The 17,446-nt window shown below is 27.4% G+C and carries 10 protein-coding genes; all 10 read left to right on the plus strand.

Annotated elements, in window-relative coordinates; translation table 4 throughout:
- Positions 1-32 precede the first annotated feature (32 nt).
- Positions 33-2,423, plus strand: coding sequence for a hypothetical protein (locus tag EXC58_RS03080; protein WP_129725576.1), 2,391 nt, complete (start codon positions 33-35; stop codon positions 2,421-2,423).
- 245 nt (positions 2,424-2,668) lie between these two features.
- Complete coding sequence (locus tag EXC58_RS03085; RefSeq protein ID WP_165177545.1) at positions 2,669-3,073, plus strand: hypothetical protein; 405 nt, start codon at positions 2,669-2,671, stop codon at positions 3,071-3,073.
- Positions 3,074-3,091: 18 nt separating this feature from the next.
- Positions 3,092-5,536 carry a hypothetical protein gene (locus EXC58_RS03090; protein WP_129725578.1) on the plus strand — a complete coding sequence of 815 codons (2,445 nt, stop codon included), beginning with the start codon at positions 3,092-3,094 and terminating at the stop codon, positions 5,534-5,536.
- Positions 5,537-5,609: 73 nt separating this feature from the next.
- The gene (locus tag EXC58_RS03095; RefSeq protein WP_129725579.1) at positions 5,610-6,008 is read left to right on the plus strand and encodes a hypothetical protein; all 399 of its coding nucleotides are present in this window, start codon (positions 5,610-5,612) and stop codon (positions 6,006-6,008) included.
- Between the two features lie 2 nt (positions 6,009-6,010).
- Positions 6,011-8,971 carry an ABC transporter permease subunit gene (locus tag EXC58_RS03100; RefSeq protein WP_129725580.1) on the plus strand — a complete coding sequence of 987 codons (2,961 nt, stop codon included), beginning with the start codon at positions 6,011-6,013 and terminating at the stop codon, positions 8,969-8,971.
- Positions 8,972-8,974: 3 nt separating this feature from the next.
- Entirely contained in the window at positions 8,975-9,922 is a 948-nt protein-coding gene (locus EXC58_RS03105) for a sugar ABC transporter permease (RefSeq protein ID WP_129725581.1), read from the plus strand.
- A 2-nt stretch (positions 9,923-9,924) separates the two neighbouring features.
- The gene (locus EXC58_RS03110) at positions 9,925-11,133 is read left to right on the plus strand and encodes an ABC transporter ATP-binding protein (protein ID WP_129725582.1); all 1,209 of its coding nucleotides are present in this window, start codon (positions 9,925-9,927) and stop codon (positions 11,131-11,133) included.
- A complete protein-coding gene (locus tag EXC58_RS03115; RefSeq protein WP_129725583.1) occupies positions 11,133-11,774 on the plus strand; it encodes a hypothetical protein in 642 nt (213 codons plus the stop codon). The genes EXC58_RS03110 and EXC58_RS03115 overlap by 1 nt, the downstream gene beginning before the upstream one ends.
- Before the next feature lie 184 nt (positions 11,775-11,958).
- Positions 11,959-15,102 carry a coiled-coil domain-containing protein gene (locus tag EXC58_RS03120; protein ID WP_129725584.1) on the plus strand — a complete coding sequence of 1,048 codons (3,144 nt, stop codon included), beginning with the start codon at positions 11,959-11,961 and terminating at the stop codon, positions 15,100-15,102.
- 260 nt (positions 15,103-15,362) lie between these two features.
- A complete protein-coding gene (locus tag EXC58_RS03125; RefSeq protein WP_223211625.1) occupies positions 15,363-17,357 on the plus strand; it encodes an HsdM family class I SAM-dependent methyltransferase in 1,995 nt (664 codons plus the stop codon).
- Positions 17,358-17,446 lie beyond the last annotated feature (89 nt).

Raw genomic sequence — 17,446 nt, forward strand, 5'->3', positions numbered from 1 at the left:
TAAAATATAGAAACAAAATAAATGGAGGACATATGTTCAAAAAGAAATCATTATTAAAATCAACTTTCTTAATTGGAACTTTTTCAAGTATTGCATCACTTGTAGCTTGCACAAGTTCTGCAGGTGGGCAAACAACTGACTCTAAAAAAGAAATTATTATAGCAGTAGATGGAAAACAAAAAACCTTTTATGATAAAGTTATCGAATTATTTAAAAATACTGATAGCTACAAAGCAGGGTATAGAATTAAAACTATTAGCAAATCAGTTTGGGATGCATTTAACACTGAAGTGGGAATTACCGATAATTCAGTTCCGGATATTTTTTATGCTCCTCAAGATCGGGTAACTCAATTAGCATTTAAAAAAGCTGTTATTGAACTTGATAAATTTGATCCTAGACTTGTAGATGAAATTTCTGAAATTATGCAAACAAACGCTACAGAAAAACAAAACCTTTTAGAATTTGGTACTGTTTCAGGAACTGCTACTGAAAATGGCAAAACAAATTTTGTCAAAAAACTTTTTGGAATTAGACACAATGTTGAAGGAATTATTTTAGCTACTACAAAAACTCATGATGAAGCATTAAAAGAACTAAATAATCCTAATACTGACAGTTTAGAAGAACTTGTTAAAGCCGGTAAAGCAATCATTCGTTTACAAGACTTTTGGTATGGGAATGGAATTTTAGGTGGTCTTTTTGCTGAGTTGCAACAAAAAGATCCTGAACTTAAAAATAAAAATATCGATTTAATGGGACAAATTCTTTATCCAAAAAATGCGGTAGTTCTTTCAGGATTTGAAAATAAGGCAGAAAATGAATATTATAAATACTTTAAACAAGGTGTTGATATTGCTTCTCGTCTTTATTGACCAGTTTATCAAGCTGCATATATTCTAACTCCAAGTGAATTTAAAGATACTCCTTGAGCTAAAAATGGTGTTTCACAAGCTGATCTTAAATCAGTATTAATTAGTAATGTAGATCAAGTTCAAAACAAGATTTTTGAACTAATGAAACAAGGTAAAATTGATTATGGAATTATTTTTACAGGCGATTTACAAGTAGCCCAAACTGCTGGAGATGCAAAAGCTTTTTTTAATGTTATTAATACTGTTGATGGACATCAGTATCGCCAAGCACTAGGTGCGTGAAGTTATTTAATTAATCTTAGAAATGTCGGTGCTTCTCAAGAGAAAAAGAAAGCCATTTCTCAAGTCTTAAAACTTATTTTTTCTCCAGAAGCTAATTATGAATATTTTAAAGAAGATTCTAAAGTAGAATTTACTGTCGCTTCTCAAAATAAAATTAAAGAAAAACTTATCGAAGAAGCTGCTGAAACTTCTAAGCATTACAAAGAATTTTATGAAGGTTTAGGATATAAATCACACGAAGAATTACTTAAAGTCATTCAACCAATTGTTGATTTAGATAATAACAAAAACAAAACACCATTTTATCAATATGAAACTGGTACCAATAAAGAAAAACCTCTTGATGACAAAAACATTATTAAGTCTGATGATTGAACTCAAAATAGCACTCTTAATAATCTGCCTGAAGTTGCAAGTAAAGACATACAAAACTTTAATAAAACCCTCAAAGATGAAACTGGGCTTAGAAATGCTTTAGCTGCAATGTTTGGTAAATCATTAACTGATTTTCAATTTAAAAAACAAGATTGACTAATTAAAGATGGAATTGTTAAATCTGAAGTTTATGATAAATATAAAGAATTACAAGACAAAGAAGGTTGACATATTCGAAAAATCGAAAAAGAAATTTTTGGAGCTAATGGAGATAGTAGCGATGAGACCAAAAAACTTGTTAATAAAATTTCTGAATCACTAAAAAACAATACTCTTGAAACTTTACAAAAAGAAGTGCAAGATAAAGCAATTAAATTTATAAAAGAAGTAGCATCAAGTCCTGCAAGCGAAGAAGTAATTAAAAATGCTGCAAGCTTATATTTTAATAACTATGTAAATCAAGCCTTATGAGAAATATTTATCAAAGATCAAGTTAAAGAAAAAGAAAAAAATCTTCCAAAAGGGGCAAAATTTGAGCAAATTAAAAATGAAGTTAATCAATTTTTAAAAACTTTAAGTTTTGATAAACTTCTTGAAGTCCTTGAAGCAAAAAAACCTATTAAAGATGGAGGGCAAGGACAAATTATTTTCCAAGCAAATCGTATTGATCACTCAAATCCAATTTTAATTAATCATATTTGAGAAAATTGAAATCAACAAACTTTTGGAAATGTGACATTTTTACAAAGTATTGCTCAAGAAAGTGGTACAAAAGATCTTAACTGATTCAAAAACAAAATTATGGAGCAAGTTTCAAACAGATGAAAAGAATCAACTAAGGGAATTAATAGTCAAAGCGGAAGTTCAACAACCATTAATTTTGATAAATAGAAAGCCAAAAAGCATCTTATTTTTTAAGATGCTTTTTATTTTTTACTTAAAAAATATAAATTTTCCTAATACTCCTAAACTAATAATTTTAACCTAAAAACTTGACTAGTCATATCTTAAATCAAAATTTTATGGAAAAATGTGGAAATTTTTCCAATCCTATCTTGATAATTTTATAATTTAAATAGTTTATGAAAAATCATAAATATAGAGCAAAAGTATATAAGGTTCCTTTTAAAACAAAAATGAGATTTTTATTTTTAGGAAAACGACCTTTAGAACGAAAATATGCACCTAAAATTATCGAATATCTTTTTATTGTTTTTGCTAATTTTATGATTTTTGTAAGCCTATTATTACTACTAAATTCTTTATCCAAATACAATTTCGACCTTTCGAATAAAAAAAATTTAGAAGGGTTTTTAAATTCTTTAAAAACCTATAGTGCTACATTAGTGATCATTGCAACATTTTTTTCGTGATTAATTATCATATTTATGTTAATGCATTTAGCTTATATTTATTCAAAAACCGAAACAGCAAAAGTAATTAATATTTTGTGTATTATCTCAAGTCTTTTATTTTTACTTCCTTTATCGATTATTTTTGCAATTTGAGGATACAACAAAAACGAGATTGTATTTGAGTAAAGAAGAAATGGAGAATGAATGTTTAAAAAGAAATTATTATTTAAATCGAGTTTATTAATGGGTGCTTTTGGAAGTGTTGCTACACTTGTTGCGTGTTCAACACCAGAAGCAGGAACAGGGCAAGTTGCACCAGGAAATCCAGAAGTAGTTGATTCTAAAAAAGAAATTATTATCGCTGTTGATGGAAAACAAAAAACTTTCTACAATAAACTAATTGAATTATTTAAAAATACCGATAGTTATAAAGCTGGGTATCGAATTAAAACTATCGATAAAGATGTCTTTGGGGCTCTTGATCCTCAAGTAGGAATTACCGATCCATCAGTTCCGGATATTTTCTATGCCCCTCATGATAGAGTTACTACATTTGTAAACTCAAATCAAGTAGTTGATCTTGAAAAATTTGATCCAACACTTTTAGATGAGGTTGCTAAAATAATTCATGCAACTGAAGCAGAAAAAAAAGATATGATTGATTTTGGAAGTGTAAGCGGATTTGTTGGAACAGGGCAAAATATTAAAGTTTTAAAAAAACTTTTCGGAATTAGACATAATCTTGAAGGAATTATTTTAGCTTCAAATAAAAATAAAGAAGAAGCCTTGAAAGAACTTAATGATCCTAATACTGACAGTTTAGAAGAACTTGTTAAAGCTGGTAAAGCAATCATTCGTTTACAAGATTTTTGATATGGGAATGGAATTTTAGGGGGATATTTTAACGAAATTGAACAATCAAATCCAGAATTTAAAAGAGTAAATGAAGATTTAATGAGCAGAATACTTTATAGTGTTGATGGAGGAACAGTTTCTGGTTTCCAAAATGTCGAAAAAAACAAATACTATGAGTATTTTAAAGAAGGTGTTAAAATTGCAACAAGACTTTATTTCCCTGTATATGAAGCCGCTTATTTATTAGATCCAAATAAATTTTCAGAAACTCCTTGAGCTAAAAAAGGTATTTCGCAAGATGATCTTAAAGCTGTATTGACTTCAGACATGAATCAAGTTCAAAATAAAATTTTTGAACTAATGAAAAAAGGTCAAATAGATTATGCAATCATCGGAACCTGAGATCTTCAAAATTCCGAAAATAGTGGTGGAGCTAAAAGTTTCTTTAATATTGGCCAAACTGTTGATGGTCATCATTATCGTCAAGCACTAGGAGCATGAAGTTTTTTGGTTAACCAAAGAAATGCAGGAGTTCCAGAAGAAAGAAAAAAAGCTATTTCACAAATTATTAAATTAGCTGTATCTCCAGACCCTAACTTTGAATATTTTAAATCTGATTCTAAAGTTCAATTTACTGTTGGTGCTCGTGAAGCAATTAGAAATAAAATTATTCAAAATTTAGAGGACACTAATGTACACTACAAAGAATTTATTAAAAGATTAGGATATGCTTCTCACAAAGAATTACTCAAAGAATTACAACCAATTCTTAGTTTAGAAAAAAGCAGAGATAATACACCATTTTACGAGTGAGAAGTAAATAAAAATGTTCAAGAACCTCTAAATGATGTTAATCTTCTTAAATTTGATGTTTTAGGCCAAAAAGATATCATCAAAAACCTTCCATTAGTCCAAAAAGAAGATACAGATAACTTTGTTAAAACTCTTAAAGATGAAACAGGACTTAGAAATGCTTTAGCATCAATGTTTAGCAAAACATTAAAAGAATTTCAATTTCAGGAAAAATCTTGATTAATTAATGATGGAATTGTTAAACCAGAAGCTTTTGATAATGAGAAATACAAAGAATTAAAAGATGATAAAGCATGACACCTTAGAAAAGTTGAAAAACAAATCTTTGGAGCTAACGGAGATAATAACGACGATAAGGTAAAACTTGTTAACAAGGTTTTAGATTCTTTAAAAAACAACTCTCTTGATAATTTATACAAGGAAGTTGAAGATAAAGCACTTCAATTTATAAAAGAAGTTGCAGTTACTCCTGCAGATGATCAAATAATTAAAAAAGCAGTTAAATTATATTTAAATAATTACGTAAACCAAGCTTTATGATATGACTTCGTTACTAAGAAAGTTAAAGAACAAGAAAAAATCTTTCTAACACCAAAAGGAACTACTTTAGAAGAAGCATCAAGCGAAGTTGCAAATTTTGAAAAAACATTAAGTTTTGATAAATTACTTCAAGTTGTTGAATCAAAAACTCCTATTAAGGAAGGTGGACAGGGACAAATTGTTTTCCAATCAAACAGAATCGATCATTCAAACCCACAATTTGAAAAAAATGTTTGAGATAATTGAAATGGTCAAACCTTTGGTAATGTATTATTTTTACAAAACATTGCTCAAGAAAGTGGTACAAAGGATTTAAACTGATTTGAAAATAAAATTTTAGAGAAACTAAACGAAAGATTTACTGCTGCAAGCGATACAATTAACAAAGCAACAACTAGCTCAACATCAATTAACTTTGATCAAACAACAGGCAAAAAATAAATTAAATTTACATTTAGAAAAAAGAGATTTTTATATTTTGTTAGCTCTTTGCACAATTATTACTATTTCATTAATGTTTTGATTATTATCAACATTTGTAGATAATAATTTAATTACCACCACATCAACTCAAGAGCTGGAAAATATTAAAGTCACTAAGTTATTGTCTTATATTGCAAATTCCTTAGTTATAGTCTTCTTTTGTGTTTATGCTTATTTTTTAAGATATAAAATCAAAGCAGGCTATATCTTTTTTATTCTTTGAACTATTGTATTTATCGCTATGGCATTTTTACCTTTTTGGAGTGATTTTAATAAACTAAATACTTTACAAAAAGTCTTTGGAAGTTTATCTTCAATTTTCGCATCAATTATTAGTCTTTACATGATTTATTACACTATTAAATTATTTATTAAACGAAAAGTTTATCGATATGAACTTATTCAAAATATTAAAAAACAAAGGAGGTAAGCTTGGAACAACTGAAATTATATAATTGGTATAGCAAAGAGTTTGATCCCATTATCCCTGAGAGCGGAAAAACACTTAAAGCTTATAAACATATTGCTAAAGTTAAAATTCAAAGAATGCTTAGCTCACTAAAATTTCAAGAAAAAGTTGAAAAAGACTTATTTTTAAGAGCTAGGTCAAAACTTGAAGCAAACTTAAAGCGTGAATTATCAAGTCATAAAGTTGCGTATGTTAATAAAATAAAAGTTTTAAAAGAACAATACAAAAACTTAAATTTTACTAATTCTTTTGAAGACTTTGTTAACTTTGAAATTAATAAAATCAAAGCACGAAAAAAAGAATTGAGTGCATATGTTAAAGATTTCCAAAAATCTTTAAAGGATACTGATGATACTTTAGAAGTTAAAGAACAATTATTAATTAAATTAAAAGAAGACACAAAACTTGAAGAAGAAAAACTTTTTCAGGAATATAAATTATTTAAACAAGCATTATCTTATCAACACAAAAATACTTTTATCTCATTAAAATCAAGTGATAAAGATTTGCTTATCAAAAATTTTGTTGAAGCACTTCAGGAAAAACTAAATTACTTGCAAGAGAAAAAAGAACAGTACTATCAAGAATTTCAGGATAAATATGAAGTTTTAAAACATGAATATAAAGTCCAAAGACAAAATATTAAACTTGATTATAAACAAAGAATTTTACAAGCCGAATATGAATATAATCAAAAATATGCTGAAAATAAAGAGAAAATCCTACTTAAAAAAGAAATTTTTTACAAATCAATAAATGATCATAAAAACCAAATCAAAAACCAAGAAAAAAATAATATTTTATCAGTTGAAAATGCTAAAAAATTAGCACAGCAAAAAATTGATACTTTAAAATCAGAATATCAAAATCAACTCACAAAAATTAATTCACTAGTAAAAGATTCTAATGAAAAAGATATTCTTTATTTAACTAAAACAATTTTAGAACTTCCTAATTTAACTATTGAAAACCTTTCCTTAAATTCAGAAGCCTTTAATAAAGAACAAAAAATCACTTTTGAAGTTATTTCTAAAAAAGTTAAAGGCCATGTTAATTTATGATATACCAAAAAGATTATCAAACATTTTTACAAAGGACAGTTTTTAGTTAAAAAAGGTGAATTGTTAAAATCACATACTTACAATGGTTATTTTGACATAGAAGCTGGTAATGCACATAAAACCTTATCAGTGGATTTAAACCAAACCCGATTAGAGTTTCTTTTAGAAGAATGTCAAGCTACTGCTACTAAAGAAATAATGAAAGCTAATAACTTAGTAGTTGCACAAAAACAAAAACTAAAAGAAGCAATTAAAGTAGCTAAGAATAATTATAAAAATGCTTTAAAAGATATTAAAGCAAAATTATCTTCTAAAGCTATATCAAAACAAGCTTATAAAAACCTAAAAATTGAAGCTAAGATTAATTATAAAGAATCAGTTAATGACATTAAATTAAATAATGAAGTTTCAAGAATTAAAAATACTCTTTGAACTTTATATTTTAGACGTAAAGCTGAAATGAAAATCGATCAAAAGATCTTTGAAAGTAAAATTAACGAAGCTCAAAAATCAATTCCAACTGAATGCATTAAAAACATTAGCATTTGAGCTACAATTTTAGGATTTATTTTACCAGGAAGCCCTGAATTAATTTGATTTAAGCAATATGCTAAAGGGGCAATAATGTTAGCTTTTTCAATTTTATTTTATGCAGGATTTGTTCCATTTTCTTTTGGAGCATACTGAGATAAAATCGGAGGAGTACTCGGATTAATTGAACTAGGAGCTGATATTAGGAATGTAGATGCAGGAATTTTACCTGATGCTCGTTATTACCTTTTTGGTGGTGTAGTTTCAATTATTTTACTTGTATTTACGCTGACATATTTTAGCATTTCAGCTATTGGAGCTCGCCGTGTAGCCATAGCCCTTCAACATGGACTTAGACCAAGTAAATGATCTTCAACTAAAAGATGATTAAATACTAGCGGATTCCCATGAATGATTTCACTTTTTGGTTGAGTTTTAATGATTTTTGTAGTTGCTACTCCAGTTGTTACTTCAATTTTAATTTCCTTTACTGACTTTGGATTTTTACATGATCCTGTTACTCAAAAAGTTTCATGAGTTGGACTAAAACAATGAGGATTATGATGAATCTTTAGGGAAAACCGTCTTATTACTTCGCTTTATAGAGTTATTTCCTGAACCTTAGTATGAAGTGTTTTTTCAACCTTGCTTCCAATTATTTTGGGAATTACAATAGCAATTTTAGTTAACAACAATCGCTTAAAAGGGAAAAAAATCTTCAGATTAATTTACATTATTCCTTGAGCTATTCCAGTCTTTATTACTGTTACTTTCTTTAAAAACTCTTTTGTTGGAGGAGATACAGGATATTTCAACTTTATTTTATTAAAACTTGGACTTATTCAAAAACCAATTAACTGACTTTTTGATAATGTTTTAAGGGTGCGAATTTTAGTAATTTTAGTACAAACTTGAATTTCATATGCGTGAATTTTCATGCTTGTAACGGGTAATTTACAATCTATTCCAAAAGATATTTATGAAGCTGGCTCAATAGATGGAGCTAAAGGACGGCACTTGTTTTGATTTTTAACCATTCCACAGCTTATTATGATGATTGCGCCAATGCTTATTGGACAATTTGTTGGAGCTTTTAACAACTTTACTACTATTAGCTTATTCACTGGTGGAGGACCTCAGTATTTAGATGCGACTGTATTTAGAGAAGGAACCACAGATATTATTATTTCTTGAGTATTTAAAATTGCTCAAGGAGCAGTTTCAATTGAATCAGATCAAGCTTTTGCTGCTGCTCTTACTACTCTTGCTGCACTTATGACTATTTCAATTTCAGCAAGAGGGTTTATCAAAACTATTACAAGGAGAGATTAAAAAATGACTGAAAGCAAATTTTTTAAACCTATTTACAGCACCATTAAAACCTCTCCAAAAAAGAAGGCTTTAAAGAGAATTAATTTTAATGAATCTGATACTAAAGCACCAACACCAATGGAAATTGTATGATTATTTATTAACTACTTAATTTTGATTTTTTGAGCTATTATTATCTTATTTCCAGTATTTTCGCTAATCACCGCTTCATTTAATGTTAATAACCCTCGGATTATTTCCATTCTTCCATTTAAATTTGGGTTTGATAACTTTACTTATTTATTTACCGATTCTCGTAGTTTATTTGGAACTTGATATAAAAATACCTTAGTTATTGCTACGCTAACAATGATCTTTGCTACCTCTGGAGTAGCTCTTAATGCTTATGCATATTCAAGATTTAAATTTGCTGGTTCAAAATATTCACTTGCCGTAATTATGCTATTGCAAATGATTCCAGCCACTTCATCGCTTATTACTTTGTTTATCATTGTTAAAATGGGAACTTCTGTAGGGGTTAACCCTGTGTATATGCTCATTGTTATTTATACTGGAGGAGCAATATCTTCAAATACTTTTATGCTCAAAAGTTATCTTGATACTGTTTCGCAAGAACTTGATGATTCAGGAAAAGTGGATGGATGTAATAACTGAGGATTGTTCTTTAAAATTTTACTTCCAGTAATTCGACCTTCACTAATTATGGTAGCATTATGATCTTTTTTAATTCCATTTACTGATGTTATTCTACCACGGTTTGTGCTATTTGAAAATGAAACTAAAACGCTTGCAATTGGACTGCTTACATTTATTGAAACTGAACCCAAACAAATTAACTATGGAGCATATTTAGCTGGTTCGCTGCTTGCTTCAATTCCTGCTTTTGCATTATTTATGTACTTACAAAGATTTATTGTTGGAGGACTTTCAGAAGGAGCTGTTAAAGGATAATTATGATAAAAAAACTTTTTAATAAAAACAATAATGTCGAAACTTTCAACGAAGAACATAACTTTGAAGAAATTGATCTAGATAAAATGATCACTCAACTGGGAGAAATTACCAACATAAATAATGGGGCACATATTAAGTTGGTAAATTTATCTAAAAAATATGAGGGAAACGAAAAATATACTCTTAAAGATATTAATTTAGAAATTAAACCAGGATCATTTTGTATTTTCTTAGGGCCTAGTGGGTGTGGGAAAACCACTTTATTAAGAATGATTGCAGGGTTAAACTCAATTACTTCTGGGGATTTACTTTTTAACAATAAACGTTACAATAACTTACTTCCAAATGAAAGAAACATTGCGATGGTATTTCAATCATATGCTCTTTATCCACATATGAACGTGTATAATAATATTTCCTTTGGATTAAGAATTGCCAAAGAACGTAAAGATATTATCGACCGTCGGGTTAAAGATGTAGCTAAAATTTTAAAAATTGAAGATTATTTATACCGTAAACCAAGAGATCTTTCTGGTGGTCAAAGACAACGGGTAGCTATAGGAAGGGCGATTTCACGTAAACCACTAGTGTTTTTAATGGATGAACCACTTTCAAACTTAGATGCTAAACTTCGTGAAAGCATGAGACGGGAAATTGTCGCAATTCACCGTATGCTCAAAACTACCAGTATTTATGTTACTCACGATCAACTTGAAGCAATGACTATGGGAGATCAAATTGTAGTCTTTAATGACGGTTCAATTCAACAAAGTGGAACTGGAAGAGAACTTTACTTTAAACCGGCTAACTTATTTGTTGCTAAATTTATCGGTTCTCCAACAATGAACACTTTTGATGCGGTGTATAAAAATGGAAAATTACATTCTTTAGATCAAAGTTTAAGTATTAATGTAGAATCTCAAACTGCACAGTTACTTACCGAAAACCAACAACTAGTGGTTGGATTTAGAAGTGAAGATATCAAAATCTTAGAAACCAGTGAGCTAAGCGATACTGAAGCTGTTGTCTTTAACATTGAATTAATTGGAAAAGACCAACTTGTTTTAGCTAAAATTAATGAAAACTTAGAGTTTATTATCACTGCTTCAAATAACGAACAGTATGAACTTTATCAAAATATTGCTTTAAAATTTGACCATTCAAGAGTGCATATTTTTGATAAAGCAACTCAGAAAAGAATTAACTAATGAATTACTTTAAAAGCTATGCTCAACGAAAAATTTTAGTGTTAGTTGCTCTTTTATTTGGAATAATTGCAGTTATTTTACTAGTTGTTTTAATTAATAACTTCTTTGCAAGAATTATTTTTGAAAAAGAATGATTAAAAGACCACTTAAAAAGTGTACTTGCTGGTAAAAACGAAGCTGAAACGAATTCAATTATTGAATTACGTTCAACATCAATTCAACTTAAAACAATCTTTTTATCACTAGTATCAATAGCTATTACATCTCTTTCGCTTGGTATTATTTTAGCAATTGTTACTTTAGTTGGACTTTTTTCAAATCGCTTTAATGGAAATAAAATCATTAAAGTTTCTGTTTGATTAATCTTGCTAGCATTTGTAATGATTTTCTTTATTATCGCTTTACAACCAGCTCAACTTACAATTACTGTAACGGTTCAAATTCCCGGACCAGATGGAAGACTTTTTAACGTTAATCAATCTACTATTAGTGATCGAGTTAATTATGTTGTCGCGTGACTTGCGATGTTCCTTAGCTTTTTCGAAATGATTATTTTAATTAAATCACGCTTAAAATATGGATTTTTAACCAATGATATTGTCTTAAATCGTAAATTCAAACAAGTAAAAGTAGTAGTTTAAATATGAAATGAACCTTGAAAATTGAATAGTAAAAATTCAAAATAAGGGGTTCATTTTTTATTAAATTAAAATATAAAAATTAAGTAAACAAATGTTTCTGTTTATTTTTCCAGTTTGAATATCAGAGAACTTAAAAATTAATATAAAACTGGAAATATTATTAAAAATTATACAAGGACCAAAAATGAAATCATCAATTAAAAAACACTTATTATTATCTCTTGGAGGATTTTCTCTTATAGGAACTATTTTGGGTTTCGGAATAGGCTTTGGAACTGCTAAAACTATTAACCAAAATCAAATTAGTTTTTTAAATAATCAATTAAATGCACTTAATTTAAAATTTCAAAAATATAATCTTGCAAATAAAGAAGACAAATTAAAAGTTCAAACATTACAATCACAAAGCAACAATTTACAATTTTTAGTTCAAAACTTACAAGAAAGCGACTTATCTAGCGAAAATTTAGATGCTTCTTTAAGTGAAGTAAATCTACAAAAAATTTCTGAATCTGAAATTAGATATAAAGAATTAGAAAAACCACTTCAAAATTGAAAAGCTAATTTAGTTAAAAAAGTTTCTACTTTAAATAAAACACTCAAAAATCTTTTAGAGAAAAACAATAATTTAAACCAAGAAATTCGTCAAGGAGTTACTGATTCACTTAATAAAGGAAAAACTTTATTTAATTCATTAAAAGATATTACTTTTCATGACAAAGATAGTACAATTAAAGCTTTTAAAAATATTCAAAAAGCTCAAAATATTTTTCTGAATCAATTAAATAGTAGTATTAATTTAATTATCGGACAAATTAGCAAGCATAAACAAGAAGTTGATGATTTAAATAATCAAATTGCTAAAAGAGATGAGAAAATCAAAGAATTAGCCGAAAAGCTTATTAGTCAATTAATATTTTATTTAAAATTAATTGCACAATTTAAAAATAGTTTACAAGATTTTAATGATTTTGATTTTGCAGAAACTGATGCGGTTCAATCTGAAAAAATTAAAACCCAAATTCAAGAAACAATAAAATTTATAGCCAAAAAAGAAATTCTTTTTAGTGAATTGCTAGATCAAATGAATGAATCGTTAGATGAAGCTAAAGAAAACAATGATTATTCAGATGTTGAAAGCTATAATTTAAATATAGTACAAAAAAATTTCGAAAAAATTGTTAAAGAATACGATTTAGTTAGAAGTGCTATTATTCCTTTATATAAAAAATGAAATCAAGAAAAAGGAACACAAATTGTAAATCAAGCTAAACAAATTACTAATTTAGAAACTCAAAATCAAAACCTTCAAGTCCAAATAGATTCTTTAAATGCTCAAAAAACTACCTTAGAAGAAGATTTAATGAATAATTTAAATTCAGTACTTGAAAATCAAATTACCGTTTTAAGCGGAATTGAAGATACTATTAGAAACTCAGATGATTCAAATGCTGAAAGTTTAGTAAATAATCTTAAAGATCAAATCGATAAATTAAAAGATCTTAAAAGTAAATATAATATCGAAAATTATAATCAAACTTTCACACCAATTATTAACCAAGCACTTAGAACAGCTCAAGAAGTTATTAATGAATATAAAATTACCGTATTTAATCCTTTGAAATCTCAGTATCAAAATATTTTAGATGAGTTAAATACAACTAAAGAACAATTACAAAGTACTCAATCTCAATTATCATCAAAACAAAGAGAACTTGAAGATACTCAAAGTGCTTTATCATTAATTCAAATTCAATTATCTGAGAGTCAAAATAACTTAGCAATTACTCGAAGTCATTTACAAACTTTAAATAATGAAATTTTTTCTAACAAAGAAAAGGCCATAGATACTTTTAATTTCGTTAAAGAAATACATGATAATCTTAAAGTTAAAGCAAATACTTTAACTACTAAAGTAGAAAGCAATGTTGATTTACAAGCTTTAAGAACTCAACTTGATAAACAGATTTTAAATATTGAAGAAACTGATACCTTAGAGCAAATTCAAGAAAAAATAAAATCTTTAATTAATCTTTCGACAAATCTTAACAGTGCTTATGGCGATACTTTACAAAAAGATTATGAAGCTAAAAGTATAGGATTAACAGGTTTAATTACAAGTTTGAGAAATTCAAAAAACGAACTTCAAGCAACTATAAACTTTTTAGAAGGAAAACAAGCTACAAATATTAATAAAGTATTACAAGAGTATAATGAAATAAAATCAAAAGCTACCACTATTAGAGATAAAGCTAAACAATATCAAATTAATACATCAGAACTTGATTCAGTTCTTCAATTAACAGAATTGAATATTCCTAGAAATAATCTAGAACAACAAATTAATTTTATTAGCGAATATACAACTAGAATCATCAATTTATCAAAACAAAGTATTAATCTTCAAAATCAGTTGTTTAAAAAATCTGACAAATTATCCAAAACTATTTCTGATAGAAATAAACAACTTCAACATAATTTAGATCTTGCGAATTTTGAAATTCAAGGTAAAGTAAGAATAATTGGACATTTAACAGATCGAGTTAAAGATTTAGAAAAACAATTAAAATCAAAAATAAATCAATTAGAAAATCAAAATCAAATTTTATCTTCAACCCAAGAAGAACTTCGACAAAAAAGCAGAGAAATTCAAAATCAAAATAATTTAATTAACCAAAACAAAGATAAACTATCAGAAGCTCTGGCTAATTATACAAAATACAGAAACGTTATTTTAAATTCAAATGTTTATCAAAATGCAACTAGAGGTTTTATGTTTGATCCATATTTCACCAATTTATCTACAACCGATCAACAAATCAAAACAGGGTACACAAGTAAATCAGACAAAGACAAATATGGAGAATATTTCACTCTTTTAAATCCTGGAATAACCCCACAACAAGTTTCTGTTACTAATAAACTCAATTTATTGACTAAAAAATCACAAAAAGATGTGTACAAATTCAGAATTTATTACATTGACGATAAAGAAACTAACGATTCTGAAAAGCTTAAATTCAAAGATATTCAAATTGATAGAAAAAAACTTGAAAATAATACAACTTTTTATACAGAGTTATATTCAGAAGAAACTAAGTGAAAATATCCTGGTAAAAAACTATATACCACAGAATTTGTTATCACAAAATTAATTGCTGGTTCAAGTAATAAAATTGAATTTACCAATGTTATTGCTTCTTCATCTGTTTTAGATAAAAATATACAAAGATCAACATACTCAAATTCAGACATTTATCCACACATAACAATTTCTAAATTAATTTCATCATCAAGACCAATAATTTCTGTTCAAGAAATTGAATAAAATATAATGTAAACCATAAAATTTGGACATCAAAAATCTAAACTTAATCAACTAGTACATGATTTATAATTTTCTGACCTAGTTGATTTTTTTATTTTTTAATTATTTTGCTTTATTTATTAAATGTATAATTTTATTAATATACTTTTTCATAATAAAAATTTAATTTAAAACAAATATTTTAAGGAGAAAAAAGTGGCAAAAGACACCAGCAAAAGACACAATCTATAGAACCTCTTATTAGAGATGCATTTAATTTAGTGTTAAGAAGTTATGGATTAGATGTTAAAATAGAACAACAAAGTTTAAACTTCGAAATTGATAATGCGTTAAAAGATTACGAATCTAAAAACGGAGGATCAGGAGGAAATCGTCCTGATGCTAAATTACTACTTAAAAGTAAAAGCGGAAAATATTATCCTATTTTAATTGAATATAAAGGATATAAAAATAAACTTGAAAAATTAAATTCCAAAGGCGAAGTGAATAACTGAAACAAAAACAATGAACCAATATTTGAAAACATTAGAGATTATGCTGTTAATGGAGCGGTTCATTATGCAAATGCTTTGCTTCACCTTACTAGTTACACCGATGTAATTGCCATTGGTGTAACAGGATATCTTGATAGTTTTAATAATCCAAAACATCTAATCGGTGTTTATTATGTTTCTAAAGAAAACTTTGGAATAGGTCAAAAAGTTGGAGAATATAGCGACTTATCATTTCTTAAAAAAGAACACTTTGATGATTTTATTGATAAAGTTAAATTACTATCTTTAACCGAAGAAGAACTCAAAGCATTGCAAAGAAAACGTGAAAAAGCTATTGATGCCAGCTTAATTAAGCTTAATAATGATATTTATCAAAATGAAACGGGCCTTTCTCCAGAAGATCGTATTTATTTAGTTGCGGCCACAATTATCGCTACTTTAGGTATTCCAGAAGAAGGAGTAACTTCTCTTTCTAAAAATGATTTAAATTCTTCAGAAGAAACAGGAGAAAGAGACGGAGATATTCTTATTCGAAAAATTTCTAACTTTTTTGATAAGAAAAAAATTCCAAACACTAAAAAAGAACTTATTATAAGAACCTTAGAAAATACACTTAAATCCGAAAGAATTAATAAGTCAGTTAATGGTGAAAGTCAACTTAAAAGAATTTTTATCAAAATTGTTGATGATTTAGGCTTTTACTATAAAACAGGTCTTACAACAGATTTTACTGGGAAATTGTTTAATGAAATGTATAAGTGACTTCGTTTTAGCGAAGACGAAGAGAACGATGTAGTTTTAACACCTTCATATGTAGCAACTCTTTTAGCAAAACTTGCAAAAGTTAATAAAGATAGTTATGTTTGAAATTTTGCCACCGGTTCAGGAGGTCTTTTAGTAGCCGCTCGAAATGAGATGATTGAAGATGCTAAAAGAAAAATTAAATCTCCAGAAGAATTAACACAAAAAATCATTAGTATTAATGCAGAACAACTCTTAGGAGTTGAGCGTTTAGAAAAAATTTATATGCTTGCTGTTATTAATATGATCTTAATGGGAGATGGGAGCTCTAATATTTTAAATAAAGATTCGCTACTTGAATTTGAAGGAAATTATGAATTTGGAAAAGAAAATCAAAAATTTCCTGCTACTGCTTTTATTTTAAATCCGCCTTATTCAGCATCTGGAAATGGAATGATTTTTGTGCAAAAAGCATTAAATTTAATGGATAAAGGATATGCTTCAATTATTATTCAAGCATCAGCTGGAACCGGAAAAGCTAAATCACATAATCAATCAATATTGGAAAAACACACCTTATTAGCAAGTATTAAAATGCCTATTGATATTTTTATTGGAAAATCAAGTGTGCAAACTTATATTTATGTTTTTAAAGTTGGTGAACCACACCACAAAGATAATCTTGTTAAGTTTATTGATTTTAGTTATGATGGATATACTCGAACAAGTCGCAAAAAAATAAAAATTAATTTAGTAGATTCAGATCATGCAAAGCAAAGATATCAAGAAGTTGTTGATCTTGTTCATTTTGGAAGGAAAAAACTTAAAATTTTTAATGAAGACCAATATTTTGAAGGTTATATTAATCCGAAAAATGGAGCTGATTGAAATCAATCTAAACCTATAATAAAAATACCTGTTTTAAATGATTTTAAAAATACTGTTGCTGATTTTCTTGCATGAGAAGTTTCAAATTTAATTAAAAGTAAAAACTTAGAGGATGAAAATCTAAAAAAGTAAATACCTCACTGGAAAATCAGTTAAAAACTATCCAGTGAGAGGAATATAAAATAGAGGATTTATTTAAAAAATTAAAAACCAAAAAAATA

This window comes from Mycoplasmopsis citelli, from assembly GCF_900660645.1.
Taxonomy (GTDB): domain Bacteria; phylum Bacillota_I; class Bacilli_A; order Mycoplasmatales; family Metamycoplasmataceae; genus Mycoplasmopsis; species Mycoplasmopsis citelli.